We start from the raw sequence: 24,923 nt of genomic DNA on the forward strand, positions 1-24,923 counted from the left end.
TTTTGACGATTAAATACTCTTTGAATACGCCACAAGACGCTGAGACATGTGATTCACTTCATCGACTGCAGCGTTCACCTGCTCTGTTAAAGCAGCCTGAGTTTGCGTAAGAGCTGTCATATTCGAGATATTTTCAAGAATTTCATCAATTTGTGTTTTCATATCCGTTAAACTAGATTCGATATTTTCCGTTGCATTGGCACTATGCAGCGCCAGCTTTCGTACTTCATCTGCAACGACAGAGAATCCGCGGCCTTGTTCACCAGCTCTAGCCGCTTCAATCGCAGCATTTAGACCAAGCAGGTTCGTTTGGTTCGCCACTTCTTTAATTAAGTCAGAAATATTTTTCGTCTCATCTGCACTATTTTTTGCTAAGTGGGCGGCAGACGTTGACTGCTCTTGAGCAACAGCAAGCTCCTGTGCTTGATTTGTCACAGAGCTAATGCCCGAGACCATCTCACTAATAGAACTTGAAAGCTGTTCTACTTGTGAAGCCATTTCATCCGCTGTTTTCTCTTTGTTTTTTTCTAACGTGATGTCACGAATGGTTCCTGCCACACGAAGAGGAACACCTTTTTCATCACGAATGGTTTCACCACCCGCATGATACCAGCGGTACTCACCATTTTTACTCTGTAATCTGTAATCAATGTCGAATGGTGTGCGGCCAGAGTGGTCATTTAAATGATCTGCAAAAGCTTGGAGTGCCATTTCTTGATCCTCAGGATGCAGACGATCGCTCCAGCTGCTCAGAACATTCGGGAAATCTTTTTCATCCTTAAAGCCAAGAGTTGATCTGAACTGCGGAGACCACCAGAATTCGTTATTTGGATTGACTGGATCACCGGCCTCTACCACCATGTCCCAAGGAGCTTCAACAAGCGCACGGTTGATTAAGTCATATCTTGTGACGAATGCTTGCAGCTCTTCTTCTTTCAATTTCTGATCATGAATATCAAAAAGAGCTCCCGCCACACGAAGAGGGACACCATTTCGATCACGAACGGTCGTTCCAGTTGCTTTGAACCAGCGATAATCTCCGTTTTTTAACTTTAAGCGATATTCGATATCATACGGCGTACGCCCTGAATGATCCAATAAATGCGAAGCAAATGCGTCTAATGTATATTCTTGTTCATCCGGATGAATTCGAGATGCCCAGCTGTCTAATAGATTTGGAAAATCGTGCTCATTTTGAAATCCGAGCATTTTGCGGAAATCATCCGTCCATGTGAATTCATTCTTTGGATTAACTGGATCTCCAGCGATAACGACCATATCCCATAAGCCAACTTGAATGGCTTTAGTCACTAAATCCATCCGCATTTGAATATTTTCATTTGCTTCTTGCATCTTTTGCAGCGCTTCATTCACTTGTGCCACTGCTTCTATCGTTTGGCTAGAAGAAAATGCAGCAGTATCTAGTCTTGCTGAAAGGTCTCCCTTTTCAATTCGTTCTATTAATTGACTGCTTTCATTCAGAAGGACTTCAGTCGATGAATCATTTCCTTTTCTCTTAAACATCTTTCATAACTCCTTTCAACTCTTACGTTTTTGAAATATTTTACAGTTATAAACAATTCTTTATTAGGACTTTAGTAATACAAAAGATATATCGACAAAAACAGACAATTGTTTATGTCATAATGAAGGCAAATGTTTATTTTTTCATGGGATTTCATATGTTGGATTTGGATGAAGGAAGTGTTTTATGGAGTTATGTGGGTAAAATGATAGAATCAACCTCTGTTTTTGTCTGAAAAATCTCTTTTTTTATATTGACACTGGCGTCTTGAAAAAAGAAAATGGAACATAAGCATTTTTAAAAAAGGAGAACGTCATGAGCGCGAATCAGGAGCAACAAGAATTAAAAAAGCTTTTATCACCGCGTCACATTCGCATGATTGCGATGGGCGGGGTCATTGGTACAGGAATCTTTAAAGGAAGTGCCGATACAATTGGTTTAGCAGGTCCTGGGGTGATCTTTTCCTATGTATTTGCCGGATTGCTGCTCCTCATTGTGATGGCAGCATTAGCCGAAATGGCCATTGTGTACCCGGGAAATAATCTACGCGACCTTATACAAATTGCGCTTGGTCAACGTTTTTCATTTGTCGTCGGCTGGGTTTACTGTTTTATGTGGCTCACTGTATGTGTCATTGAGATTATTGCAGCTGGCAGTCTGCTTCAATACTGGCTGCCGAACGTACCGCTATGGTCACTATGTTTACTTTGCTCACTCTTAGTCATCGGAATTAACTTAAATAATGTAAAATACTTTGGTGAAATTGAATTTTGGTTCGCTGGAATGAAGATTTTCGTTATTATTGTCTTTATTATTCTCGGTGCAGCATTATTATTTGGGATCATTCCAAACGAACAAAGCACACCAGCGCTTACCAACTATCAAAACTTCGTCCCGAACGGATGGGGAGCGATCTTTGCATCACTTTTAGTGGTTATTTTCTCTTATGGAGGCTCTGAATTGATCGGGCTGACCATTACTGAAACAAAGGATGCGGAGAAGGTCTTGCCTGGAGTAGTCAAAAGTATGATGTGGCGGATTATCTTATTCTACACATTGCCGATTTTGATCATCTGCGGACTCATTCCTTGGAATCAAATTGACCCAAATAACAGTCCTTTTGTCCAAGTCTTCTCTGCTGCTGGTATGCAAGGCGCCTCTCACTTCATTAATTTCGTCTTGATTACAGCCGTTCTATCTGCGGCGAATTCTGGAATTTATGGAACGACGAGAATGATTCATTCTCTTTCTAAATCAGATGGCGGGCCGAAAAAGCTGGCACAGGTCAACAAAAGAGGCGTACCCATTTTGAGTTTATGGGTCACCGTTCTATTTCTTCTCATTGGAACATTCTTTGCTTACTTATATCCGGACCAAATTTTCAGCTATATGCTGGCTATTCCTGGTTTTGCGGTTTCACTCATTTGGATCAGCATTTGTATGGCACATCTAAAGCTACGTCCAAAATATCCACAGGAGCCGTATTTCAAAGTGTGGCTGTTTCCGTATTTGACTTTATTTGCAGGTCTTGTACTCAGCTTGAGCTTTGTTTTGTTCCTATTCAGACAAGAAAACCTGCCTAGCTCCATTATCAGCATCGGCTTCTTAGTCGCTGCCATCATCGCTTCATTCTTAATGAAAAAGAAGGCTTAAACGCCAAAACCCGCCGAAATGGCGGGTTTTTTCATGAGCTGCTATCTTCTGTTACTTCAAAATCAACCGACGCTTTTGGAATGCCGTTGATGATAATCGTTAAAGTATGGATTCCCTCATAGTGCTTTCTCGTCGTCATATTTTGAAAGGACTGTGACCTGACGAATTCTCTATGTAACGCTGCACTTGTTTCAAACTCTGTGATTTTAAATACCTTTTGGTTGCGGGTACCCCGAGCTTTGACATAGTCTATGGCATACTCTACACGCAACTTTAGTGGCTTAGCAGCTTGAAGTGTAAATTGAAAGATCATTTTCTCTCCAATACGAATTGGATTTTGCACTACCTTCAAATCCGTTACTTGAACAGATGGATCGTCCCCATAACCAAACAAAGCCATGATATCTGGATCGCCTTTTTTTAGTAAGGTACGGGATGCATGTTTGATGATCCAGTTCGTATGTTCATTCGTTCCATACCAGCTTTTAGCCGTCTTCTTCATCAGATCAGGCTGAATTGCAGAAATATCATTTAAGTGGTTCGCTACACTTTTTTGCACATACCGCGCTGGGTCCGACTTCAAGTTTTCTAATATAGGGAACGTAACCGAAGGGTCTTTTTTAAGTGCAGGAACAGTTAATCCCCATGGCAAACGTGGTCTGCATCCTTCACTAGCAAGCCGCCGGATATGCTCGTTTTGATTCTGTGACCATACGAGCATTTGCGCCAGCATTTTGTCTTGATCCTGAATTAGAAAAGGCCGAACAGCAAATTCAGAAGTGGAAAAAGGCGTAAAGAATTCGAGCGCCTTGATCGAGATATCCCAATGTGTTAGACCGTACGTTTCGACGTAGTCTGGAAATACAAGCGCACTAAGTCCTGAAAAATGCGGGGCTGTCTGACGCAGCACCTCAATTGCCTGCTCATAATCCTTAGGTAGACAGGCATGTATTGATTCAGTGACTCTTCTCATTCTGCCTTTTAACTCCAGCTGCTCCCAATCCTTTTGGAGCACAAGCCGCTGGAATTCTTCAGCATCAAATCCAGTCGACGCTTGTGCAAGTTTCTCGGCTAATTCTGCAATAAATAATTCATGATAAACGTGTTTTAATGGTTCGATCTTGTCCGCCTCCCACTTCTCAATATCTTCATTTTACCCCAATCTGAAAAAGGTGGTATGGCTAAAAGCAAAAACAGCCCCATTCCGAAGAATCAGGCTGTTGCGTTTCACTATATAAACATATTAATGATCATAATAAATGCAATGGCACTAACAGAAATGATCGTCTCCATAGCCGTCCATGTCAAAAACGTTTCTTTAATGGTCATACCAAAATACTCTTTAATCAGCCAAAAACCAGAGTCATTCACGTGAGACAAAATCAACGAACCCGCCCCTGTAGCTAACACTAGAAGCTCTCTGCTCACATCCGGCATAGATGCAGCAATCGGTGCGACAATACCGGCTGCGGTCATCATGGAGACCGTAGCAGATCCTGTTGCCACACGAATAACCGCAGCAATCAGCCAGCTAAGCAAAATTGGCGAGATCGGCGAGTGTTTGGCTAAATCTGCAATATAATCACCGACACCTGAATCGATAAGCACATTATTGAAAGCCCCGCCTGCTCCAATGACAAGCAGAATGGAAGCGATCGGACCTAAGCACTCATTACTAAAGGAAAGCACCCGGTCACGGCTCATACCTTGCACAAAGCCAAGACTGAAGAAAGAATACACGGTTGCAATCAGCAGTGCTGTAATTGGATCTCCAATGTACTTGAATATCTGAAACCATAAACTGTCCTCTGGTAAAATAATATCTGCCAGTGTGGCAAGAAGCATTAGAATCACTGGCACCAAAATCGTAAACATCGTATTTGCAAAGCCGGGAAGTTTTCGATCTTCATTGCGTTCAGTAAATTGCTTTCTCAGCAGCTCCGGAACTGGTTTATGAATCCGTTTTCCAATCCACTTTCCATACAGCGGCCCAGCAATAATAGCTGTCGGTAAACCGACAATAATGGAAAAGAAAATGGTTTTCCCCACGTTGGCATGATAGATGCCGACAGCCGCCATGGCAGCTGGATGAGGCGGCACAAGACCATGAACGACAGACAAGCCAGCAATGAGCGAAATCCCAATTGTCACGAGCGAGATGCCCGTTTCAATCGCAATCGTAAACAATAAAGGAATGAGAAGAACGAATCCGACCTGGAAAAAGACAGGTATCCCCACAATAAAGGCAACAAACATCATTGCCCAATGCACATTTTTTGTCCCAAACCGGCCGATTAATGTGTGAGCGATCCGCTCAGCTCCACCTGATTCAGCCATCATTTTCCCAAGCATGGTGCCAAGCGCTAGAACTATGGCCAATAATGATAACGTATTGCCTAACCCTGTTTTAATGGATTGAATGATTTCCTGCAGGTCCATCCCTGTGGCAAAGCCGACTAACATAGAAGTAATAATTAAACTCACAAACGGATTCAACTTAGCAACTGTTATGAGGATGAGTAAAAGGACAATTGCTGCAATCACGATGAATAAAAGCATGCTCTCCCACCTTTTCCCTGATGTTTAATGATTTTGTTTTAATTGCAGCGCACTGATGACATCAAATTCATCCTTCAGTTTGTCATAGAGGCGCTCATATAAGTAAAACAATTCTATGTATGTTTCATTGTTCTCCATATTTGGTTCATGACGGGCAGAGATTCGAATCCAATCTTGAACCTCTTCTATCTCTTTCATATAACCTAAACTATGAAGTGCGAGGACAGCCGCCCCAAGTGCTGATGCCTCGTAGCTTTCTGGAACAAGTACTTCCCTGCCCATCGTATCCGCTAAAATTTGCCGCCACAGCGGAGATCGCGCAAAACCGCCCGATGCCCTGACATCCTTTGCTGAACCGGTTAAATCCCTTAAGGCAACACCGATTGAGAAAACACTCATAATGACGCCTTCTAACACAGCTCTTATAAAATGCTCCCGCTTATGCTGAAGACCGATCCCAAAGAAAGTACCTCTCGCATTTGGATTCCAATAAGGTGCACGCTCACCCGTTAAAAATGGCAGAAACAGCAGCCCCTCTGAGCCGGCTGGAACTTTTTTCGCGATATCAATCATCAGATCGTAAGGATCCACTCCAAGGCGCTTTGCTACCTCCACCTCCGAGGATCCAAATTCATCCTTCAGCCATCTCAGCATGATTCCGCCATTATTCGTCGGTCCTCCAACCACCCAATGCTTATCAGTCAGCGCATAGCAGAACGTTCTTGATTGTTCATCTGTGATTGGTTTGTCCACGACCGTACGGACTGCACCGCTTGTCCCAATCGTGACAGCCACCTCCCCTTTTCCAATCGCTCCCACACCTAAATTCGCTAGAACCCCATCATTCGCACCAACCACAAATGGTGTATCTTCCGCAATACCCATTCGCAGGGCGATCTCTGGCTGAAGACCTCTCAGCTGATGCGTCGTCGGAACAAGTTCAGACAATTGATTGGCTTTAATTCCAGTAATACGAAGCGCCTCTTCATCCCATTGAAGCGTTTCCAATCGGAACAGCCCTGTTGCTGAAGCAATTGAATAATCGACCACATACTGGCCAAAGAAATGATAAAGAATATATTCTTTGATGGAAATAAATTTCGCTGCCTTCTTGAAGACATCAGGTGCCATTTCCTTGAACCACCTTATTTTTGAAAGCGGTGACATTGGATGGATCGGTGTACCGGTTCTTTTATACACTTGGAAGCCATCCATGTCCGAAATGATTTGCTTCGCTTGTTCTGCACTTCTGTTATCTGCCCAAATGATACTGTTCGTTAACGCCTTGCCATCTTTATCCATCACAATCAAGGAATGCATCGCTGTACTAATTCCGATGCCTATGAGACGTTTTGCATCAAATGCTGCTTTCGTCAACACACCTCTTACACTTGCAATGACAGCTTCTAATATATGTTCAGGGTCCTGTTCAACCCATGCTGGTTGGGGCTGAATGAGATCATAAGGAACCGAATGCTTTGCTATCACTTTCCCCTGTTGTCCAAACAGAACCGCCTTTGTACTTGTTGTTCCAATATCCAAACCAATTACCGCCTGGTTTCCCTTCATCTGTATCACGCCCAATCATTGATTTGAAATCATATTTACTGTTTTCATATACCTGTTAAATCCCATTATAGGAATAATTTTTTCGACATTCAACGACTGAAAAGAAAATTTTTTTCACTTAAAAGCTCACAATCGTTACCACAACAGCATTTTTCATTAATAGAAAAATTTATTTTTGAAACCATTACACCCTTTTTTGTGAAATGGTTTCTCTCATTTGTTTTAAATTCGATAAAGTTTCCTGCTGCCTTAAGTGAGCAAGTGCAAAGTATAGTACGTCAATGACAGTGAGCTGAGCAAGTCTTGCAGACATCGCCTCTGTTCGAAAGGCCGTTTCCTGCGTCGATGTATACAATGTAACATCAGCAAGCTGGCTTAATGGAGAGCGCTGATAGCTTGTAATACCGATGGTTTTCGCGCCTTTTTCCTTTGCTGTTTTCATCGCATCGAGTAAATCTTTATTCCGGCCAGAATGAGATATACCGATCACTGTACTGTGCTGGTCGAGAAGACCGGCAGACATCGCTTGAAAATGAGAATCGGTGTGAACAATACAGTTGATGCCTGTCCTCATAAATTTATGAAAAGCGTCTGTTGCAATGAGGCCAGACCCGCCACTCCCATAAAACTCTAAGCGCTTTGCTTCATGAATGAGTTGTATGGCTTTTTCTACATCTTCTGGATTCAACAATTGAAAGCTATCCTTTAATGCGGATATATTCGCCTGAAAAACCTTTTGCATAAAAACGGCCGTATCATCATCAAGACTCATTTCTTCGTCTACATAATCAGGCTTTGTTTGATCTATTTCCTGGGCAATTGCAATCTTCAAATCTTGAAAGCCCTCAAATCCAAGCCTTTTACAAAGACGAAAAATCGTTGCCTCTGAGCTCGCTGTCTTTTTGGCAAGCTCGACAATAGATAAATGAATAATGTCGCCAGGTTCACTCGTAATATGTTCTGCTATTCCTTTCAGCTTTGGCGGCAACCCTCTGCTTGCTGCTCGTATTTTTTCAATACTACTTAAACTGACAGAAGCCAATTGACTTCACTCCTTCCTTTTCATGTGAGCGCATACATTTCCTCATGTTCCCATCTTATAAAAAAGAAGCCTGTTTGCACAGACTTCTTTTTTATGAATTCATCGTTTTGATCAATAAATCAAAAAAAGCTTCAGCATCTACATCCATACACACTTGGACATTGCGCTCTTTTTCCCATTGGTGCTGAAAATCACCGATCATTTGACCGTCACAAAACTCACTCTTCGTCTCCACTTCTACATGAAAAGCCTGTGTGCTTACAAGCTCCTTGTTAATGGCAAGACTTACAGCAAGCGGATCATGCATGGCACACGCCCACACACCATTGCGCTCAAAATAGCGCTGGCGGTAAATGCTTGTACTCTCTCTGATGTAAGCTGCCAACGTTCCCTTTTGAATGGCATCGATTCTCTCATCTGTTAACAAGACCTGTCTCGTGACATCCAGCCCTACTTGAGTCAATGAAGGGAACCCAGCCTCCAGCACCAATTTTGCCGCTTCTGGATCTGCATATGTATTAAATTCCGCAACCGGTGTGACATTCCCCTGTCCTTGCACGACTCCCCCCATAAAAATGACCTCTTTCACGTGATGAATCAGCTCAGGGCATTTTTTTACCGCAAGGGCTAAATTCGTTAAAGGCCCTGTCAACACAAGCGTGACCTGCTTCGAATACTGCAGCACTTGTTCAATGATAAAATCAGGCGCAAAACCAGCATCTGCGGTCTTCTTAGGCCGGGCATCCTTTAAAGCGCCGCCAATTCCATCCTCACCGTGTACCCGGTGTTCATAATGAGGTGCTCTTAAAAGAGGGGTTGCTGAACCTTTGATGACAGGAATGTTATCTGCCTCAACCAGCTCAAGCACTTTACACGTATTCAAAGTAGCGGTATCGACAGACACATTCCCGCACACCGTTGTAATCCCCAACATATCAAACTGCTTACTTTTCACTGCCAGCAAAATCCCAATCGCATCATCGATTCCAGTATCTACATCTAAGATCAATTTCTTAGTATTTGGCATGGGTGAAATCTCTCCCTTGTTTGTAAGTGTTGTTAAGTGAATGATAGCATATGCCTGTTTCAACTATTCAGCGAATATTAGCAGGTTGATCTTATTACTCTTTTTCTCCAATGTCTTTGAGATATTGCTCTCGTTCTTTTTTGGGGAGGCTTTTTAGGAAATTCTCTTTTAATTCCGGTTCATCTTTATATTTTTCCCAATCCCTGAATCGAATTGATAACTCGTATGAATAACTCATTGAACTAATTTCATTCGTTCTATACTTTAAAGATGCAGAAAAATTGAACTTCTCAGGTTCATCGTTAACGTACCCTTTAACAATAATATAGCCCATAGGACTAATGGTAACTCCCTTTTTAAAAGTTATATCTTTAATGAATTGATGGATGTCCATTTCATGAAGATCTTCTTCTATTTTCGGTTTCATTTTTTCAGCTAGTTCTTCTGCCTTTTGTTGATCACTTTTCTCTTTTTCTTGCACAGTATTATTTCCTCCTGAATCGCTAGTTTTATTTTGCTTATCATGTTGGATTAAAAGCACTACCACCGATATGATTATTACTACAATTAGAGCAAATAAAACCTTTAATGTATTTTTCATTAGCAACTATATCCACCTTTTAAAAAGTTAAAATATATTTTTAAACTTTATGCTCTTTAAATCCCAGACCATAATAGATATTTAATAAACTATATAATATAATTATTATGATAAATATTACAGGAGTGACAGTTTTGTCTAAAAAGATATCAAGAATTATGCTTAGCGACGAAGACTATAATAAAATTTCGGACGAATCCTATAAAATAGAAAATTATAGTGATTCAAACATGATAAAAATAAGTAATGGTAACAACATGTACGTCATTGATTATAAAGAGACAGAAAAAGGGCTCAATGCCTTAACTCTTGTTTCTGAAGAGGATTTCACTCGATCGAATGGCGGCAAAGACCTCACCAAAATCAAAAACGCAGTCATCGCATACCGTGGCTCAGAACCGATTGGTGCAGGCCAATATAAAGATACCATTAAAAAACATGGAAAAAAAGAGTCAGATGATCTTCTTTCTACCATTTTGACGAAGCTGCCTCCTTTTAGTCGGTCGAAGGGTTCACAGGAAGTGACGACTAAGTTGACAACAGGTACAACCGCCTATACAAATGAAATTGTTCAAGATTGGATGGTTTCGGATACAAAGTATCTGATTAAAAATATCCCATTTGAGCATGGTGCAGAGAATCAAATGGTTCAAGCGGATCGGTATGCGAAAGAAATCCATAAGAAAATGCCGAATGCGAAGATGTATGTCACAGGGCATTCACTCGGCGGGTCAAATGCTTCCTATGTTCTTGTCAAAAATGATTTTATTCAAGGCGGGGTCACCTTTGAGAATCCGAATATTTACCCAAATCTATCGGATGGTCTACAAGCTAAAGCATTAAAAGGCGATTACCGCAGTAGATTAACAGAATATATCAATCTCAATGACGGGCTTTCTCTTTTAAATCGGCATACGACAGAAATCGGTCGAGTGAAAGTGATGTATGATGCCGCTCTCCCTGAAGGCGTCGATTACTCCGAGGACTCCTCAAAAGCCGTCCAATTCATAAAAGACCTCCTCAATCGGGCAATGAGTGTGAATCCTTCACTGGATGCGAATTTATTTCTTGAAGCCCTCGCTGGCAGCCATGGATTAGATCGTTATACCTTTTCGCCAGATGGCTCCGTTCAAACCATTGATGATATGTTGAAAAAAAATCCTTCTCTTACTACGGCCATGTTACAACAGTTGGGTCAATCTAATGTTGATCCGCATAGTGTAGTGGCGATTTTAATTAAGTCCCACGTTCTCATGAACACAGGGCGTAAATTCTCGACATATGCTGATCACCATATGCAGCAAATCATTCGCAAAATTGAGAAACTCGATGACAAAGTAGATCAATCGGTAGAACGAGTTCGTTCGAGATACAAACAAATTGTCGGTTTCGGTTCGTATGATCAGCTGACGGCTTCAGATGTAGATGCCGTGATTCGCCACTTAAAAACAGAAGGTCTTGAAAATGAGTTCTATTCGGTCAAAAAGTATGATACAGCGATAGATAGCGCTATGAATATGAAAAGGTGGATGGACTCAATATCAGATGATATGAGCGATCTTGGAAAACAATACCACAATGCAGATACAGCCCTGGCAAAGAACATGGGTATTTCTTAAGGAGTACGATAAATGGAATTTTCAAAGAAACAACCAACAGATGCAGATCGTTTTTTGCAAAGAATGACAGATACGCATACATCAAGCTCCATCTTCTCAAAAGCAAACTTTGACACGGAAGACATGACACCAGCAGAGCTGGCAGCTTTGAAAGCAAAGATTAAAGAAGAACAGAAAACAGCACTTATCAGAGCCATCCGGCATCAGCTTCAAAATGAGTTTGCAGATGACCGTCAAGAAGCGGAAAAAATTTTAGATCTAATCGATGAACTTCAGATCAAAGTGTATACACATCAAAATCGCATCCAAACACATATGTCAGGTCAAGCCATTGATGCCTTAATAGAAAAAATTGAACAAAGACTCAAGTTCTACGAAATGAAAGAAGATGTTCGTTCCGCCATCAACTCGATTGGCATTTAGATGAACCTTCCATCCGATGAATCTTTTCCCCGCCTCACTCGTATATACTAAAAGAGTGATTGATTTGAAAGGAGATCTGTTTGTGGGATATATTCTGTTATTTTCGGTTGTGATCGGTCTTGTCCTGACCCTTTTGCTCACACCAATTAGGTTGATTATAAGAAAGAAAGGAACAGAACAGCAGGTGCCGTTCATGTGGATTGCTGGCCTTGCTTTACTGTTTATGATCGGTATTTTTGTTTTCTATTACATCACCAATTTAGATCGGAACCCTTCCTCCCTATGGCTGATTGGTCTTGTTGTGACAGCAGCAGGCGCCTTTTTGTCAGTTGGATTGGAGCGTAAAATCAAAGGCGTGCTGTTCCTTATTCTATTACTGCTCGGTGTTTACATGGCGACAGCTTTTCTATTCAATGCGAATGAGAAATTCGATGTCTCCAAAATGGAGCAAAAAGTAGAAATCAAAGCGTTTGAAGAGACAGAAACACCTGCGAGTGTACCGCCTCAATTTGCCCGTAATAAAATGAAGAAATCGTTCGGACAGGTTCCACATACAAGCTACTATGAGCTTGGCAGCTTGCAAATTCAGAAGGTCAACGGTGAGTATGTTTACATCGCTCCGGTGGAATTCTCGGACTTCTTTAAATGGATTCGTGCAGGCAGCACGCCGGGTTACTTTACATTAAGCGCGACTGACTCATCTGCTAATCCAAAGTTCGTGAAGACGGAGATGGTTTATACGCCTTCCTCCTATTTCAACAAAGAAATTGAGCGGCATATCCGTCTCCAGTACCCAGATTTGATTTTCTACGGCGATACACAGCTGGAAATCAATGATGACGGCAAGCCTTATTACATTCAAACGTATGGCGATTTCATCTCTGCACGAAACGGCTTTAAAGCTTCCGGTGTGGTCGTTGTTGATGCCAAAACGGGTGCCACGAAGAAATATGCTCTAGATCAAGTACCTGCCTTTATCGACGGTGCTGTTTCACCAGAGGCGGTCAGCCTGCAAAACAGCTATTTCGGAAACTATATTCACGGGTTCTGGAACAGTATGTTTGGGAAGTCAGATGTAAAGCTGCCTTCCGATGAAGGAACGGAAGCCAATGTGAGCCCAGTGTTTGATTCAAAAGGAGATATGTATTACTTCACAGATTTCACAAGTCCGAAAGAGGGCGTTGATTCCATGCTCGGATATGCCCTCACAAATGCCCGGACAGGAAAAGCGACTTATTATACCGGAAATCTTGAAGAATCCTATATGGATTCTCAGGGCGCTCTGCAAATTATTGAGAAACGATTCATCGAGAAGAAATGGAAAGGGCGCATGCCGATTCTCTATAATTTCTATGGTGAAGCCAGCTGGCTCACACCGGTTCTCGATTCAAATGGATTCCTGCAAAACTACTTTATCGTTTCTGCAGCCAATCCAGAAATCGCTGCGTACGCTTCTACACCAAACGAAGCACTGAGAGCCTATAAAACAGCTCTGCAAAAAGGCGGCGGTACCGTTAACAGTTCCTCTAAGCAAGAAAAGAAAGAAGCAGCAGGGAAGGTCAAACGAGTCTACAAAGAAAAGACCGGTGATTATACAACCGTCACCTTCCTGCTAGACGATGGAAAAAGCTACACTATGTCATCTGAAAAAGAACCTCTCGTCATCTATTTAAAAGAGGGCGATCAGGTCACCATGAAATATACAGATACAGGTGAAATCTTCCTTCCAGTCGATGAAATTAAAATCAAAGGGTTATAAAAAAAGAAGCTTCTCCTATTGTGGAGAAGCTCCTTTTTTCTCTTTCCTTAACAATTCAACGAGCAATTCCTTATTTTTATTTCCCCCAGTCATCGGTGACTCGACATAGGAGAATTTTCGTTTGAAATCCATGCCTCTCACAGAAATAACAGCCAATTCACCGCCAATGCTGCCTCGCTGGAGGACATATTTAGATAAAACAGAAAGACCCATTCCGTGGATCACAGCTTCTTTAATGGCTTGATTGCTGCTAAAGGTCACAAAGGTTCGTGCTTTCAGTCCATTTGATTTCAGGACATGCTGTAAATATTCTCCTGTCCCTGATCCCTCTTCTCTCGTGATCCATGTTTCGTTTTGTAATTGATCAATGGTGACATCTTTTTTCTTGGCAAAAGGATGATCTAATGGCGCCACAATATACAGCTCGTCCTCTAGAAAAGTTTCTACAGAAAGCTCTTTGTCATTGGTTTGTCCTTCGATCAAACCGATATCGACATGGAATAAACGGACGTGTCCGGCGATCGCCTCTGTATTATCAATGACCACCTCAATATCAACATGCGGATAGAGCTGATGAAACTCCGCCAATATTTGCGGCAGCACATACTCACCAATTGTGAAGCTCGCCCCGATGGTCAGCTTTCCTCTTGCCAAATGATGATGCTCATAAATGTCCTGCTTCGCCTGTTCATAGAGACGAATGATTTGTTTTGATCGATGGTATAGCATATCCCCTGTTGGTGTAACGGTTAATTGCTTTGGCGAACGATTCAGCAGAACGGTCTGGAATTCCTGCTCCAAGTTCTTAATATGAAGACTGACACTCGGCTGAGAAATCCGCAGCTTTTGGGCTGCTTTTGTAAAGTTCTTCTCCTCCACCACTGTCACAAAAGTCTTCAGTGCATCGTAATACATCGGTCCCTCTCCTATCAGAAATCTTAATCCAACACCTTACATATATATATCTTACTAATTCCTTTCCAGCACGTAAAGAACCGCCTAAACGAAAACAATTTAATAAAAATATTTACTAATTTTTTTAAAGACTCTATACTAAGAGGAGATATTTTCTATAGGAGGTGCTGATTTGGCAGCTAAAATAAAGGACATTGCAGAAAAAGCAGGTTTATCCATTGCAACGGTATCTCGCGTACTGAACCAAGATCCCAACCTATCTGTCACTGATCAAACACGCGAAAAAGTATATGCCGCCGCAGAAGCTTTGTCCTACCAAAAGAAGACATTCAAACATTCATTAAAAAAAATCGCCTTTCTCTATTGGATGACTGAAAAGGAAGAGCTTGAAGATATTTATTTTAAATCCATTCGACTAGGCATTGAGGAACTGACCAACACTCGGAGTTTAAATGTTACCGCTTACAATCCGTCTGATGGGCTTCATTCCATTGATCCTGCTACAGAAGGGATCATCGCCATCGGCCGATTTAAAACGTCAGAGCTTGACCAATTATATGCTGTCACTCCGCACATTGTCTTTATTGATACGACACCAGATGAAGATCGTTTTGATTCTGTAAAGCCGAACCTGAAACGAATTGTTCAAAAGATCATCGATTCTTTTATTGAAAAAGAACACTCATCCATTGGATTCATTGGCGGCACAGATCTTGATCTCAATACGAATGTGCACATTCCAGATATTCGTGAAACGACTTTCCGTGAATACATGCTTGCCCGCCATATGCTTGATGAGCGATTGGTCTATATCGGCCACCATTTCTCAGTCGATGAAGGCTATGCGCTCATGATGAAGGCGATTGATGAGCTTGGTGATGATCTGCCCACCGCTTTTTGTGTCGCTAGTGACCCTCTTGCCATTGGCTGCTTACAAGCATTAAATGAGCGCGGATTTTCTCTGCCGAATCGCGTCAGCGTTTTTAGTATCAACGATATTCATGTATCTCAATATGTGTCGCCGCCGCTCACCACGTATCATATCCATACGTCATTACTTTGTGAGACAGCGATCGATTTACTTTTAGAAAGACTTGTGGACGGCAGAACATTGCCTAAAACTGTTCTGATTGCCTCAGAGCCTGTTTTTCGAAAAAGCACCATATAATCAACTGGAAGCCCCTCCTAATATGGAGGGCTTCTTTTCTCTCTATATTAGTAAAAAATTTTACTTAATAAATTTAATAAAATATGTTTACTTTTTTTACTTAAGTTGATATTCTCACATTAAGAAAGCGTTTTCTTATCATCTGTGAAAAAAGAACGAGAGGGGATTACCAATGAAAAAGGGAAAATGGGCGACATTATCAGCAGTCGTTGGTACTGCTGTGCTTCTGCTTTCAGCATGCGGGCCAGGAGATGACAATTCAAGCGGGAGTCAGCCAGCATCTACAGGTACAAAGACCTTGCTAGTATGGGAGGATGTCAAAAAGTCTGATGGGATTCAAGACGCTGTAAAAGAATTCGAAAAACAAAACGATGTGAAAATCAAAGTGGTCGAAAAAGCGTATGCTGACCAAATCGAAGCTCTCCGCCTTGATGGAGCAGCCGGGACAGGCCCAGACGTCATCACAATGCCTCACGATCAAATTGGATCAGCTGTCACTGAGGGGCTGTTACAGGAAATCAAGCCTGATCAAAAAGTAATCGATTCCTTTACAGACGAATCCATTCAATCACAAACGGTAGACGGCAAGCTGTATGGCCTTCCGAAATCCGTTGAAACGACTGTGCTTTTCTATAACAAAGACCTTGTCAAAAAGGCACCAACTACACTTGATGACTGGTATGACCTTTCGAAAAAGCTGACAAAAGACGGGAAATACGGTTTTGTTGCGAAATGGGATGAAATTTACTATGCACAAAGTGTGTTAGGCGGATCAGGGGGCTATATTTTCAAACAGAAAAGCGATGGCTCCTATGATGTGAATGATATTGGCCTGAACAACAATGGCGCCATCGAAGGCGGAAAATACATTCAAAAATTCTTTAGCGAAGGACTTTTCCCGAAAGGTATCATCGGTGAACAAGGAATCAATGTCCTCAACTCCTTATTCACAGAGAAAAAGGCGGCAGCTGTCATTTCTGGTCCATGGTCATTTGGTCCATATAAAGAAGCTGGAATTGATTATGGCGTAACAGAGCTGCCAACACTCCCGAACGGAAAGCATATGAGCTCATTCCTAGGTGTAAAGAGCTACAACGTCTCCTCTTATTCTAAAAATAAAGACCTTGCTGAAAAATTTGTTGAGTTTATCACGAATGAAAAAAATTCGAAGAAGCGATTTGAAGTAACAGAGGAAATTCCACCAGTGAAAAAGCTGATGAAGGATCCAATTATTACTGAAAACGTCAATGCGGATGCTGTTTCAAAACAAACGAAATATGCCACGCTGACACCGAATACCCCTGAAATGGCAGAGGTGTGGAAGCCGATTGACAGCGCATTAGGTCTCATTGCAACCGGACGAACAGATGTGAAAAAGGCATTTGATGATGCGGTCAATCAAATCGACTCTCAAATTAAAGCAAATCACTCTAAATAATCATCAAACACGGGTAGCCTTTAAGTCTATCAAGCTGCCCGTATTTGATCTAATTTCATATGAAGTAGGTGTTAGACGTGACGGGTAACCTTGAACTAGACCGCACACACATAGTGGAATCAAAGACACACCGGAGACGGGCGCTAATGTTCTCCTTAATACCCGGGATGGGGCAGATATACAATAAACAGTACGGCAAAGGGGCACTTTTTTTCCTATTCGGCGTCTCTTTTATCATCGTATTTTATGATTTATTTAATATTGGCTTCTGGGGGCTGTTCACACTAGGTACGATGCTGCCTCGTGACAACTCTGTTTTTCTTTTGGCAAAAGGGATTATTGCGCTGTTAACAGCTGGTTTTGGTATCGGCTTTTACGTACTCATGATGCGTGACGCTTTTATAAACGGAAAAAAACGTGATCAAGGGGATCCGCTTCATTCCATCCGAGCTCAATATCATCAGCTTATCGACCAAGGCTTTCCTTACTTAATGAGCACTCCTGCTTTCTTTTTACTTCTATTCTCTGTTGTCTTTCCTATTATGTTCAGCTTTGCGCTGGCTTTTACGAACTACGATCTATACCACTCGCCTCCTGCCAATCTGATTGATTGGGTAGGGATCAAGAACTTTCAAAATATCTTTTCAATTGATATTTGGAGAGACACTTTCATTGATGTACTTGGCTGGACCGTCGTATGGACGTTGGCTGCGTCGACCCTTCAATGTGCCATTGGCATCTTTCTAGCGGTTCTGCTCAACCAGAAGGATTTAAAGGGAAAACGTTTTTTTAGAACGATTTTGATTCTTCCTTGGGCTGTTCCAGGTTTTGTGACCATTTTGGTGTTTGCCGGACTGTTCAACGATACATTTGGAGCCATTAACAACACACTTTTTGCATCGATTGGGATTGATCCAAAACCATGGCTAACAGATCCATTTTGGAGCAAAATCGCCCTCATCGCGATGCAGACTTGGCTTGGATTCCCTTTTGTTTTCATTATGACAACCGGTGTTTTACAGGCGATTCCAGAGGATCTATACGAAGCTGCGACCATTGATGGGGCAAACTTCTTTCAGAAATTCCGGTCCATCACGTTACCGCTTGTCCTTTATTCCATTGCGCCTATATTAATCACGCAATATACGTTTAACTTTAACAACTTTAATATCATCTACTTATTTAATGGTGGAGGACCGCCTGTGGCTGGCTCAACTGCTGGGGGAACGGACATCTTGGTTTCTTGGATTTACAAACTCACGATGCAGTCTTCTCAATATGCACTTGCTGCCGCAGTCACGATCTTACTTTCAATCTTTGTCATCGCCATTGCACTCTGGCAGTTTAAGAGAACGAATTCATTCAAAGAGGAGGACATGATGTGATATGGGATCAAAACAAAATAAGCTCATTCGCCTGAGCATCACTTATTTTATCCTTTTCATTGCCTCCATTTGTATTCTATATCCACTGCTTTGGACGATCGGTGCTTCCTTTAATCCTGGGAACAGCCTGATGAGTACCAGTATGTTTCCGAAGAATCCAACGTTCAGCCATTTCACCGAGCTGTTCTTCGGTCAGGGGGCACTTTATGCAAAATGGTATTGGAACTCAATGAAGATCAGTATTGCCACTATGGTTTTAACGCTGATTCTTGTTAGTTTTACAGGCTATGCCTTTTCCAGATTCCGCTTCAAAGGACGGAAAAATGGGCTGATGCTCTTTTTGCTGCTGCAAATGATTCCTCAATTTTCAGCGCTGATTGCGATTTTTGTTCTTGCTCAAATGCTTGGACTCATTAATAGCCACCTTGCCCTGATTTTGATTTATGCAGGTGGACAAATTCCGATGAATACGTATTTAATGAAAGGCTATCTTGATGCGATTCCGAAGGATCTCGATGAATCAGCCAGAATGGATGGCGCAGGGCATTTCCGGATTTTCATCCAAATTATTATGCCGCTCGCTAAGCCCATCTTAGCCGTTGTCGCGATCAACTCATTTACAGGTCCACTGGGTGATTTCATCATTTCCAGTGTTATTGTCCGCTCACCCGAAATGTATACGCTCCCAATCGGTCTGTACAATCTTGTGTCAGATAAAATGGGTGCCAGCTACACGACCTTTGCAGCCGGGGCTTTACTCATTGCGATTCCAGTCGCTTTATTGTTCCTTGTTTTACAAAAACAATTTGTGTCCGGTCTCACACAAGGCGGGACAAAAGGATAAGGGGAGATTTGATGAAAAAATGGTTGCTTGTCACTGTTGCCTTTTTCTTTCTGATAGGGTTAGGTGTTTTGCCTGAAGCTAAGGCAGATGCGATTTCTGTTCAGCCGATCAATGGATTGCAAGGTGATTTCATCAAAGGAGCCGATATCTCTATGCTTGCAGAAGTAGAGAAAAGCGGCGGCAGATACTACAACCAGAACGGACAGCAGGTTGATCCACTCAAGCTATTAAAGGATAAAGGCGTCAACTATGTGCGTATCAGACTGTGGAACCATCCATATGACAATCAAGGCCGTGCCTATAACGGCGGGACAAATGATCTCAATACAGCCATCGCTTTATCGAAACGTGCAAAAGCACAAAATATGAAAGTGCTGCTTGATTTTCACTATAGTGATTTCTGGACCGATCCTGGTAAACAATTCAAACCGAAAGCGTGGGCGTCCCTCTCACAAAGTGATTTAGAAAAAGCAGTCGGCACTTACACAGGCGATGTGCTCAAAGCGATGAGAGCGCAAAATGCCTTGCCGAATATGGTTCAGGTCGGGAATGAGTTGAACTCAGGTATGCTGTGGCCAAACGGAAAAAGCTGGGGTGAAGGCGGTGGTGAATTTGATCGGCTCGCTGCTTTGCTAAAAGCTGGCACAAATGCCGTCCGCTCTGTCGATTCAAACATCAAAATCATGCTTCACCTTGCACATGGCGGAGACAATGGTGCATCCCGCTGGTGGTTTGATGAAATCACAAAACGAGGCGTCTCATTCGATACAATCGGTTTATCTTATTACCCGTATTGGGACGGCGGCTTTAGCGGTCTTACGTCCAATATGAATGATATTAGTGCCCGCTATAACAAAGACGTCATCGTGGTGGAAACTGCTTACGGCTTTACGACAGCAAACGGTGACAACCTAGATAACTCATTTAATCAAGACTCTGTCAACACAGCCGGCTATCCAGCCTCACCTCAAGGCCAGGCATCTTTTATACGAGATCTATCCGAAAAGATTTCAAAAGTAAACAACAACCGCGGAAAAGGATTCTTTTATTGGGAGCCGCTTTGGATTCCAGCGAAAGGTGCTCCGTGGTCTAGTCAATACGGGCTCGCTTATATTCAAACCACCGGTACTGTCGGAAATGCGTGGGAAAATCAAGCGATGTTTGATTTCAACGGAAAAGCACTACCTTCTCTTGATGTATTTAAACAAATGACACCGTAACTAAAAGGATAGGACGTGACAAAATGGGAAAGCGTTACCCACTCGTTCACCCAAATGTGAAAGGCTTTTTGCATGGTGGCGATTACAATCCAGATCAATGGCTCCATATGCCAGAGATCATTGACGAAGATTTTCGATTAATGAAGCTTGCACACTGTCAAACATTCTCCATCAACATATTCGCATGGAGTAAGCTAGAGCCAAAAGAAGGTCAATATGACTTTGCTTGGCTGGATGACATTATGGACCGCTTGGCAGCGCAGGGGGCACACGCCATTCTCGCTACGCCAAGCGGGGCAAGACCTGCTTGGCTGTCGCAAACATATCCAGAAGTATTGCGCGTCGAAGCGAATCGTCAGCGTAACTTACATGGACTGCGCCATAATCATTGCTTCACCTCTCCGGTTTATCGAGAGAAAACGAACACACTCAACCGGCTGCTTGCGGAACGCTACAAGGATCATCCAGCACTGATCATGTGGCACATTTCAAATGAGTACGGCGGCGAGTGTCATTGCGATCTTTGCCAGGAAACATTTCGAGACTATTTGAAGGACAAATACAATCATGATCTTGAGGCTTTGAATCAAGCATGGTGGACAGGATTTTGGAGCCACACGTATAGTGATTGGTCACAAATCGAGTCTCCCGCACCACACGGGGAGCACATGATTCACGGCATGAACCTGGATTGGAAACGCTTTGTCACAGCGCAAACGATTAATTTTTATCAAAATGAAATTGAACCGCTGCGGGAATTGACGCCTCATATCCCAGTAACCACGAACTTTATGGGTGACTATCCACATATGCGTCCATTCCTTGGGCTGAATTATCATCAATTTGCTAAAGAGGTCGATGTGATCTCATGGGATAGCTATCCTGCTTGGCATAGCGGCAGAGAAACAACTGCCGAATTAGCATCAAACGTCGCCTTTGTACATGATTTGTATCGTTCATTAAAGGACGGACAGCCGTTTCTCGTCATGGAGAGTACGCCGAGTCTTGTGAACTGGCATGAAGTAAACAAGGTCAAACATAAAGGCATGGCACACCTTTCTGCCATGCAGGCCATTGCCCACGGATCAGACTCCGTGCTTTATTTCCAGTGGCGGCAAGGCCGAGGCGCCTCTGAGAAATTCCACGGTGCCGTTGTCGATCATTCTGGTCATGAACATACGCGCGTGTTTCAAGAGGTGGCTGATCTAGGGAAACAACTGGAGCAGCTGCAGCCAATTGCGGGCACATCCGTTCAGCCAGAGGTTGCCATCATTTACGATTGGGAAAACCACTGGGCCATTGATGATGCGCAAGGCTTAAATAATACAAACAAACGATATGTAGAGGCTTGTCAAACTCACTATCGAAGCTTTTGGAAAAAGGGCATTCCTGTTGACATTGTCGGAATGGAAAAGGATTTCTCATCCTATCGTGTGCTTATTGGGCCAATGCTCTACATGATCAAACCAGGCGTTGCAGAAAAAATTGAAGCCTTTGTCAAAGCGGGCGGCATTTTTATTGCGACTTACTGGAGCGGCATGGTCGATGAAAATGATCTCTGTTTCCTCGGAGGTTTCCCTGGTCCTCTCCGTCATGTACTTGGCATTTGGGCAGAGGAAATCAACACTTTGATGCCAGATGAACATGTGTTAATGACGACAGGGAATGGACGCACCTATCATGTCGGACAATATTGCGAATCCATACATCCTGAAACGGCCTCTGTGCTAGGGCATTTTGAGAATGGTTGCTACGAAGGACAGCCAGCCCTGACTGTCCGTTCATTAGAAAAAGGGAAGGCATACTATATGGCCTCAGAAAATGAACAGGCTTTTTATGATGAGTTTTACGAAGACCTTATCGCAGGCATTGGCATACAACCCGTCCTATCCACTGCAATTCCAGAAGGAGTCAGTGTACAAAAACGAACAGACGGTACGCAGGACTATGTGTTTTTGATGAATTTTTCAGAAGAGCAGCAGAACATGTCACTAGATTCAGAGGCAAGCTATGAGAATATACTGACTGGCCAGCAAGTGCCTGAGCAGCTTCAACTTGATCCTTACGAGTACGTCATCCTGAAAAAATAATTGAAAGAAGCGTCCATTTATTGGGCGCTTTTTGATTTTAATGAGTATATATACCCATATTTATCGCTGTGAATTTATTAGTTATTTTTTATCTAAATTTTTTTGCAATATTTGATGCCGCATTACGACTGGTCTCTCCATCCTTTTTTACCATTGTATAGGTATGAAAGCGGTTGCTTCATACTCATAAATTTGATAATCTTTTTTTTCAATGCACCTATGGGAGTGCATTGGATGAAAAGAATAGATAAATGTAAACGGTTTATTTGCAGGGGGAGGGGCTTATGTTAACGTTTGTTGGATTGTTGATTATTTTAACGATTGTTGTGCTGCTGATTTGGGGAAAAGCAAGTCCAATTGTCGCCATGGTCATGGTGCCTTTAATAGGGGCACTCATCGCGGGATTTGGGATCAATGACATTCAAACCTTCTTTGAGGAAGGGATTATCAAAGTATTACCGGTGGCGACCATGTTTATCTTCGCCATTTTATTTTTTGGCATTTTGCAAGATACAGGGTTCTTTGAACCTGTAATTAAAGCTTTAATCAAGCTGACAAAAGGAAATGTTGTCACAGTTGCAATGGGAACTGCTTTGATTGGGGTTATCGCACACTTAGACGGAGCAGGGGCTACGACCTTTTTATTAACTGTACCTGCACTGCTTCCGCTTTATAAAAAATTACATATGAGTCCTTATTTACTGCTGTTATTAATCGGGACGAGTGCCGGATTAACCAATATGATTCCATGGGCCGGACCGACTGGACGGGCAGCAAGTGTCCTGAATATGGATCCCTCTGAACTCTGGGTGCCGCTCATTCCAATTCAGCTCATTGGCGTTGTGCTCGTATTAGGGATGGCATTCATTTTAGGAAAAAGGGAAGAAAAACGAATTCGGGTGAAAATTGCTGCAAATGAAATAGCTGCGGTTCAACTAGAAGGCGCAGATTGGGATCGTGCGATTCAGTCTATTAGTGAAACGGGAGACGCCTCTTTAAAGCGTTATCATCTCATTTGGGTCAACCTTATCCTATTTGTATCTGTTGTCGTGCTTCTCGTGTTGAACGTGATTCCTGCTAGTTTTATGTTTATGATTGGCCTGTCACTGGCACTATTGATTAACTTTCCGAATGTGAATCTGCAAATGGAAAGGATTAAGGCACACGCACCTAGTGCGCTGATGATGGCGGCTGTCATTTTCTCCGCAGGGTCATTTTTAGGAATTCTTGAAGGCACGGGGATGCTGAAAGCCATTGCTGTGGACAGTATTCACATTTTACCAGCCTTCTTGCTGCCATTTTTACATATCATTGTTGGGCTGCTTGGGGTGCCTCTGGATATGCTGACAAGTACAGATGCCTATTATTACGCCCTTCTGCCAATTGTTGAATCCATTACATCTGAAGTTGGCGTACCAGGCACTTCTGCGGCATATGCCATGATGATTGGGAACATCATCGGAACCTTTGTCAGCCCGCTTGCTCCCGCTGTTTGGCTCGCTGTAGGTCTTGCAGGGGTTGATATGGGGAAACACATCCGCTACTCTTTCTTTTGGATGTGGGGATTCAGTATTATCCTTCTGTTCGTGGCGATGCTGATTGGCATCATTTAAAAAGAAAGACATGCGCGGATATGCGCATGTCTTTTCTATCATTATGAAGGATATTCACTTGTGTGAATGTCTGTATTCGGCTTTCTAATAAGAGACATTAATCCAATGATAAACAATAGAACCATTGGAACGAATGCAAGGCCAACTGTTCCAATTAAAAGAGTCACAGCAGAAACCAAGAAAAGAATACCTGATAGCACGGCACGGCGGTCAGTTTTCAAGAAAATCACACCAACAATCGACAGCACAGCCGCAATTGCGGAAACGACCATGAACTGAGTACCAAATGCATGAACCGAAGCCTGAAGCGTTTCGATCGGCAATGTTTCTCCTTCCTCTTTTAACACTTCATTGATTTCATCATAAAAAGATGGACCCACAGAAAGGATTAATGCCCCAAACCCAACACCAATGGCATTGAGGACAATACTAATAATCCCCATAATTTTTTCACCTTTACGTTTCATCATGTG

At 42.5% G+C, this 24,923-nt stretch carries 20 protein-coding genes; 11 read left to right on the forward strand and 9 right to left on the reverse strand.

All coding sequences use genetic code 11. The annotated features are described in order from the left end of the window. Positions 1-9 precede the first annotated feature (9 nt). Positions 10-1,524 carry a methyl-accepting chemotaxis protein gene (locus AC3WTB_RS09505; RefSeq protein WP_492333640.1) on the reverse strand — a complete coding sequence of 505 codons (1,515 nt, stop codon included), beginning with the start codon at positions 1,522-1,524 and terminating at the stop codon, positions 10-12. A 316-nt stretch (positions 1,525-1,840) separates the two neighbouring features. Between AC3WTB_RS09505 and AC3WTB_RS09510 the strand changes: the two genes are divergently transcribed. Next, positions 1,841-3,178, forward strand: coding sequence for an amino acid permease (locus AC3WTB_RS09510; protein WP_024423951.1), 1,338 nt, complete (start codon positions 1,841-1,843; stop codon positions 3,176-3,178). 31 nt (positions 3,179-3,209) lie between these two features. On the opposite strand, the gene AC3WTB_RS09515 is transcribed toward AC3WTB_RS09510, so the two are convergent. From AC3WTB_RS09515 to AC3WTB_RS09540, 6 genes are all read right to left on the reverse strand, one after another. Continuing rightward, a complete protein-coding gene (locus AC3WTB_RS09515; protein WP_366206528.1) occupies positions 3,210-4,298 on the reverse strand; it encodes a DNA alkylation repair protein in 1,089 nt (362 codons plus the stop codon). A gap of 110 nt (positions 4,299-4,408) precedes the next feature. Next, positions 4,409-5,737 carry a GntP family permease gene (locus tag AC3WTB_RS09520; RefSeq protein WP_039182672.1) on the reverse strand — a complete coding sequence of 443 codons (1,329 nt, stop codon included), beginning with the start codon at positions 5,735-5,737 and terminating at the stop codon, positions 4,409-4,411. A gap of 24 nt (positions 5,738-5,761) precedes the next feature. After that, the gene (gene gntK / locus AC3WTB_RS09525) at positions 5,762-7,306 is read right to left on the reverse strand and encodes a gluconokinase (protein WP_251180903.1); all 1,545 of its coding nucleotides are present in this window, start codon (positions 7,304-7,306) and stop codon (positions 5,762-5,764) included. A gap of 184 nt (positions 7,307-7,490) precedes the next feature. Beyond that, positions 7,491-8,348, reverse strand: coding sequence for a MurR/RpiR family transcriptional regulator (locus tag AC3WTB_RS09530; protein WP_039182677.1), 858 nt, complete (start codon positions 8,346-8,348; stop codon positions 7,491-7,493). A gap of 91 nt (positions 8,349-8,439) precedes the next feature. Beyond that, on the reverse strand, positions 8,440-9,375 hold the full coding sequence (locus tag AC3WTB_RS09535) for a nucleoside hydrolase (RefSeq protein ID WP_492333641.1): 936 nt from the start codon (positions 9,373-9,375) through the stop codon (positions 8,440-8,442). 94 nt (positions 9,376-9,469) lie between these two features. Further along, a complete protein-coding gene (locus AC3WTB_RS09540; RefSeq protein ID WP_492333642.1) occupies positions 9,470-9,976 on the reverse strand; it encodes a DUF1433 domain-containing protein in 507 nt (168 codons plus the stop codon). Between the two features lie 107 nt (positions 9,977-10,083). Between AC3WTB_RS09540 and AC3WTB_RS09545 the strand changes: the two genes are divergently transcribed. The 3 genes from AC3WTB_RS09545 to AC3WTB_RS09555 all read left to right on the forward strand — a co-directional run bounded on the left by AC3WTB_RS09545 (position 10,084) and on the right by AC3WTB_RS09555 (position 13,777). After that, positions 10,084-11,595, forward strand: a complete 1,512-nt coding sequence (locus AC3WTB_RS09545; protein ID WP_492333643.1) for a lipase family protein — start codon at positions 10,084-10,086, stop codon at positions 11,593-11,595. 12 nt (positions 11,596-11,607) lie between these two features. Further along, positions 11,608-12,018 carry a hypothetical protein gene (locus AC3WTB_RS09550; RefSeq protein ID WP_047203721.1) on the forward strand — a complete coding sequence of 137 codons (411 nt, stop codon included), beginning with the start codon at positions 11,608-11,610 and terminating at the stop codon, positions 12,016-12,018. A gap of 82 nt (positions 12,019-12,100) precedes the next feature. Beyond that, positions 12,101-13,777: a hypothetical protein gene (locus AC3WTB_RS09555; protein WP_492333644.1), complete on the forward strand. Its 1,677-nt coding sequence runs from the start codon at positions 12,101-12,103 to the stop codon at positions 13,775-13,777. A gap of 15 nt (positions 13,778-13,792) precedes the next feature. Here the strand turns inward: AC3WTB_RS09555 and AC3WTB_RS09560 are convergent, their stop codons facing one another. After that, the gene (locus tag AC3WTB_RS09560; RefSeq protein ID WP_041087486.1) at positions 13,793-14,692 is read right to left on the reverse strand and encodes a LysR family transcriptional regulator; all 900 of its coding nucleotides are present in this window, start codon (positions 14,690-14,692) and stop codon (positions 13,793-13,795) included. 172 nt (positions 14,693-14,864) lie between these two features. Between AC3WTB_RS09560 and AC3WTB_RS09565 the strand changes: the two genes are divergently transcribed. The 7 genes from AC3WTB_RS09565 to AC3WTB_RS09595 all read left to right on the forward strand — a co-directional run bounded on the left by AC3WTB_RS09565 (position 14,865) and on the right by AC3WTB_RS09595 (position 24,450). Continuing rightward, complete coding sequence (locus AC3WTB_RS09565; protein ID WP_492333645.1) at positions 14,865-15,860, forward strand: LacI family DNA-binding transcriptional regulator; 996 nt, start codon at positions 14,865-14,867, stop codon at positions 15,858-15,860. Positions 15,861-16,032: 172 nt separating this feature from the next. Further along, positions 16,033-17,298, forward strand: a complete 1,266-nt coding sequence (ganS, locus tag AC3WTB_RS09570) for a galactooligosaccharide ABC transporter substrate-binding protein GanS (RefSeq protein WP_039182694.1) — start codon at positions 16,033-16,035, stop codon at positions 17,296-17,298. Positions 17,299-17,444: 146 nt separating this feature from the next. Continuing rightward, a complete protein-coding gene (locus tag AC3WTB_RS09575; protein ID WP_212044511.1) occupies positions 17,445-18,683 on the forward strand; it encodes a carbohydrate ABC transporter permease in 1,239 nt (412 codons plus the stop codon). 1 nt (position 18,684) lies between these two features. After that, complete coding sequence (locus AC3WTB_RS09580; RefSeq protein WP_041087477.1) at positions 18,685-19,527, forward strand: sugar ABC transporter permease; 843 nt, start codon at positions 18,685-18,687, stop codon at positions 19,525-19,527. An 11-nt stretch (positions 19,528-19,538) separates the two neighbouring features. After that, positions 19,539-20,747, forward strand: a complete 1,209-nt coding sequence (locus AC3WTB_RS09585; RefSeq protein ID WP_039182699.1) for a glycoside hydrolase family 53 protein — start codon at positions 19,539-19,541, stop codon at positions 20,745-20,747. A gap of 23 nt (positions 20,748-20,770) precedes the next feature. Beyond that, entirely contained in the window at positions 20,771-22,837 is a 2,067-nt protein-coding gene (locus AC3WTB_RS09590) for a beta-galactosidase (protein ID WP_492333646.1), read from the forward strand. A 284-nt stretch (positions 22,838-23,121) separates the two neighbouring features. Then, positions 23,122-24,450 (forward strand): CitMHS family transporter, encoded by a 1,329-nt coding sequence (locus tag AC3WTB_RS09595; RefSeq protein ID WP_058838401.1) that lies wholly within the window; start codon positions 23,122-23,124, stop codon positions 24,448-24,450. Between the two features lie 41 nt (positions 24,451-24,491). Here the strand turns inward: AC3WTB_RS09595 and AC3WTB_RS09600 are convergent, their stop codons facing one another. Then, positions 24,492-24,920 (reverse strand): DUF4064 domain-containing protein, encoded by a 429-nt coding sequence (locus tag AC3WTB_RS09600; protein WP_039182706.1) that lies wholly within the window; start codon positions 24,918-24,920, stop codon positions 24,492-24,494. Positions 24,921-24,923 lie beyond the last annotated feature (3 nt).

The organism is Bacillus sp. EB106-04-04-XG123, from assembly GCF_058791855.1.

Bases quoted from the DNA above. Each gene is read 5' to 3' on its own strand.
- AC3WTB_RS09505 (WP_492333640.1), bottom strand. From the start codon at position 1,524: ATGTTTAAGAGAAAAGGAAATGATTCATCGACTGAAGTCCTTCTGAAT.
- AC3WTB_RS09510 (WP_024423951.1), top strand. From the start codon at position 1,841: ATGAGCGCGAATCAGGAGCAACAAGAATTAAAAAAGCTTTTATCACCG.
- AC3WTB_RS09520 (WP_039182672.1), bottom strand. From the start codon at position 5,737: ATGCTTTTATTCATCGTGATTGCAGCAATTGTCCTTTTACTCATCCTC.
- gntK (WP_251180903.1), bottom strand. From the start codon at position 7,306: ATGAAGGGAAACCAGGCGGTAATTGGTTTGGATATTGGAACAACAAGT.
- AC3WTB_RS09535 (WP_492333641.1), bottom strand. From the start codon at position 9,375: ATGCCAAATACTAAGAAATTGATCTTAGATGTAGATACTGGAATCGAT.
- AC3WTB_RS09540 (WP_492333642.1), bottom strand. From the start codon at position 9,976: ATGAAAAATACATTAAAGGTTTTATTTGCTCTAATTGTAGTAATAATC.
- AC3WTB_RS09545 (WP_492333643.1), top strand. From the start codon at position 10,084: ATGATAAATATTACAGGAGTGACAGTTTTGTCTAAAAAGATATCAAGA.
- AC3WTB_RS09550 (WP_047203721.1), top strand. From the start codon at position 11,608: ATGGAATTTTCAAAGAAACAACCAACAGATGCAGATCGTTTTTTGCAA.
- AC3WTB_RS09560 (WP_041087486.1), bottom strand. From the start codon at position 14,692: ATGTATTACGATGCACTGAAGACTTTTGTGACAGTGGTGGAGGAGAAG.
- ganS (WP_039182694.1), top strand. From the start codon at position 16,033: ATGAAAAAGGGAAAATGGGCGACATTATCAGCAGTCGTTGGTACTGCT.
- AC3WTB_RS09575 (WP_212044511.1), top strand. From the start codon at position 17,445: ATGTTCTCCTTAATACCCGGGATGGGGCAGATATACAATAAACAGTAC.
- AC3WTB_RS09580 (WP_041087477.1), top strand. From the start codon at position 18,685: ATGGGATCAAAACAAAATAAGCTCATTCGCCTGAGCATCACTTATTTT.
- AC3WTB_RS09585 (WP_039182699.1), top strand. From the start codon at position 19,539: ATGAAAAAATGGTTGCTTGTCACTGTTGCCTTTTTCTTTCTGATAGGG.
- AC3WTB_RS09590 (WP_492333646.1), top strand. From the start codon at position 20,771: ATGGGAAAGCGTTACCCACTCGTTCACCCAAATGTGAAAGGCTTTTTG.
- AC3WTB_RS09595 (WP_058838401.1), top strand. From the start codon at position 23,122: ATGTTAACGTTTGTTGGATTGTTGATTATTTTAACGATTGTTGTGCTG.
- AC3WTB_RS09600 (WP_039182706.1), bottom strand. From the start codon at position 24,920: ATGATGAAACGTAAAGGTGAAAAAATTATGGGGATTATTAGTATTGTC.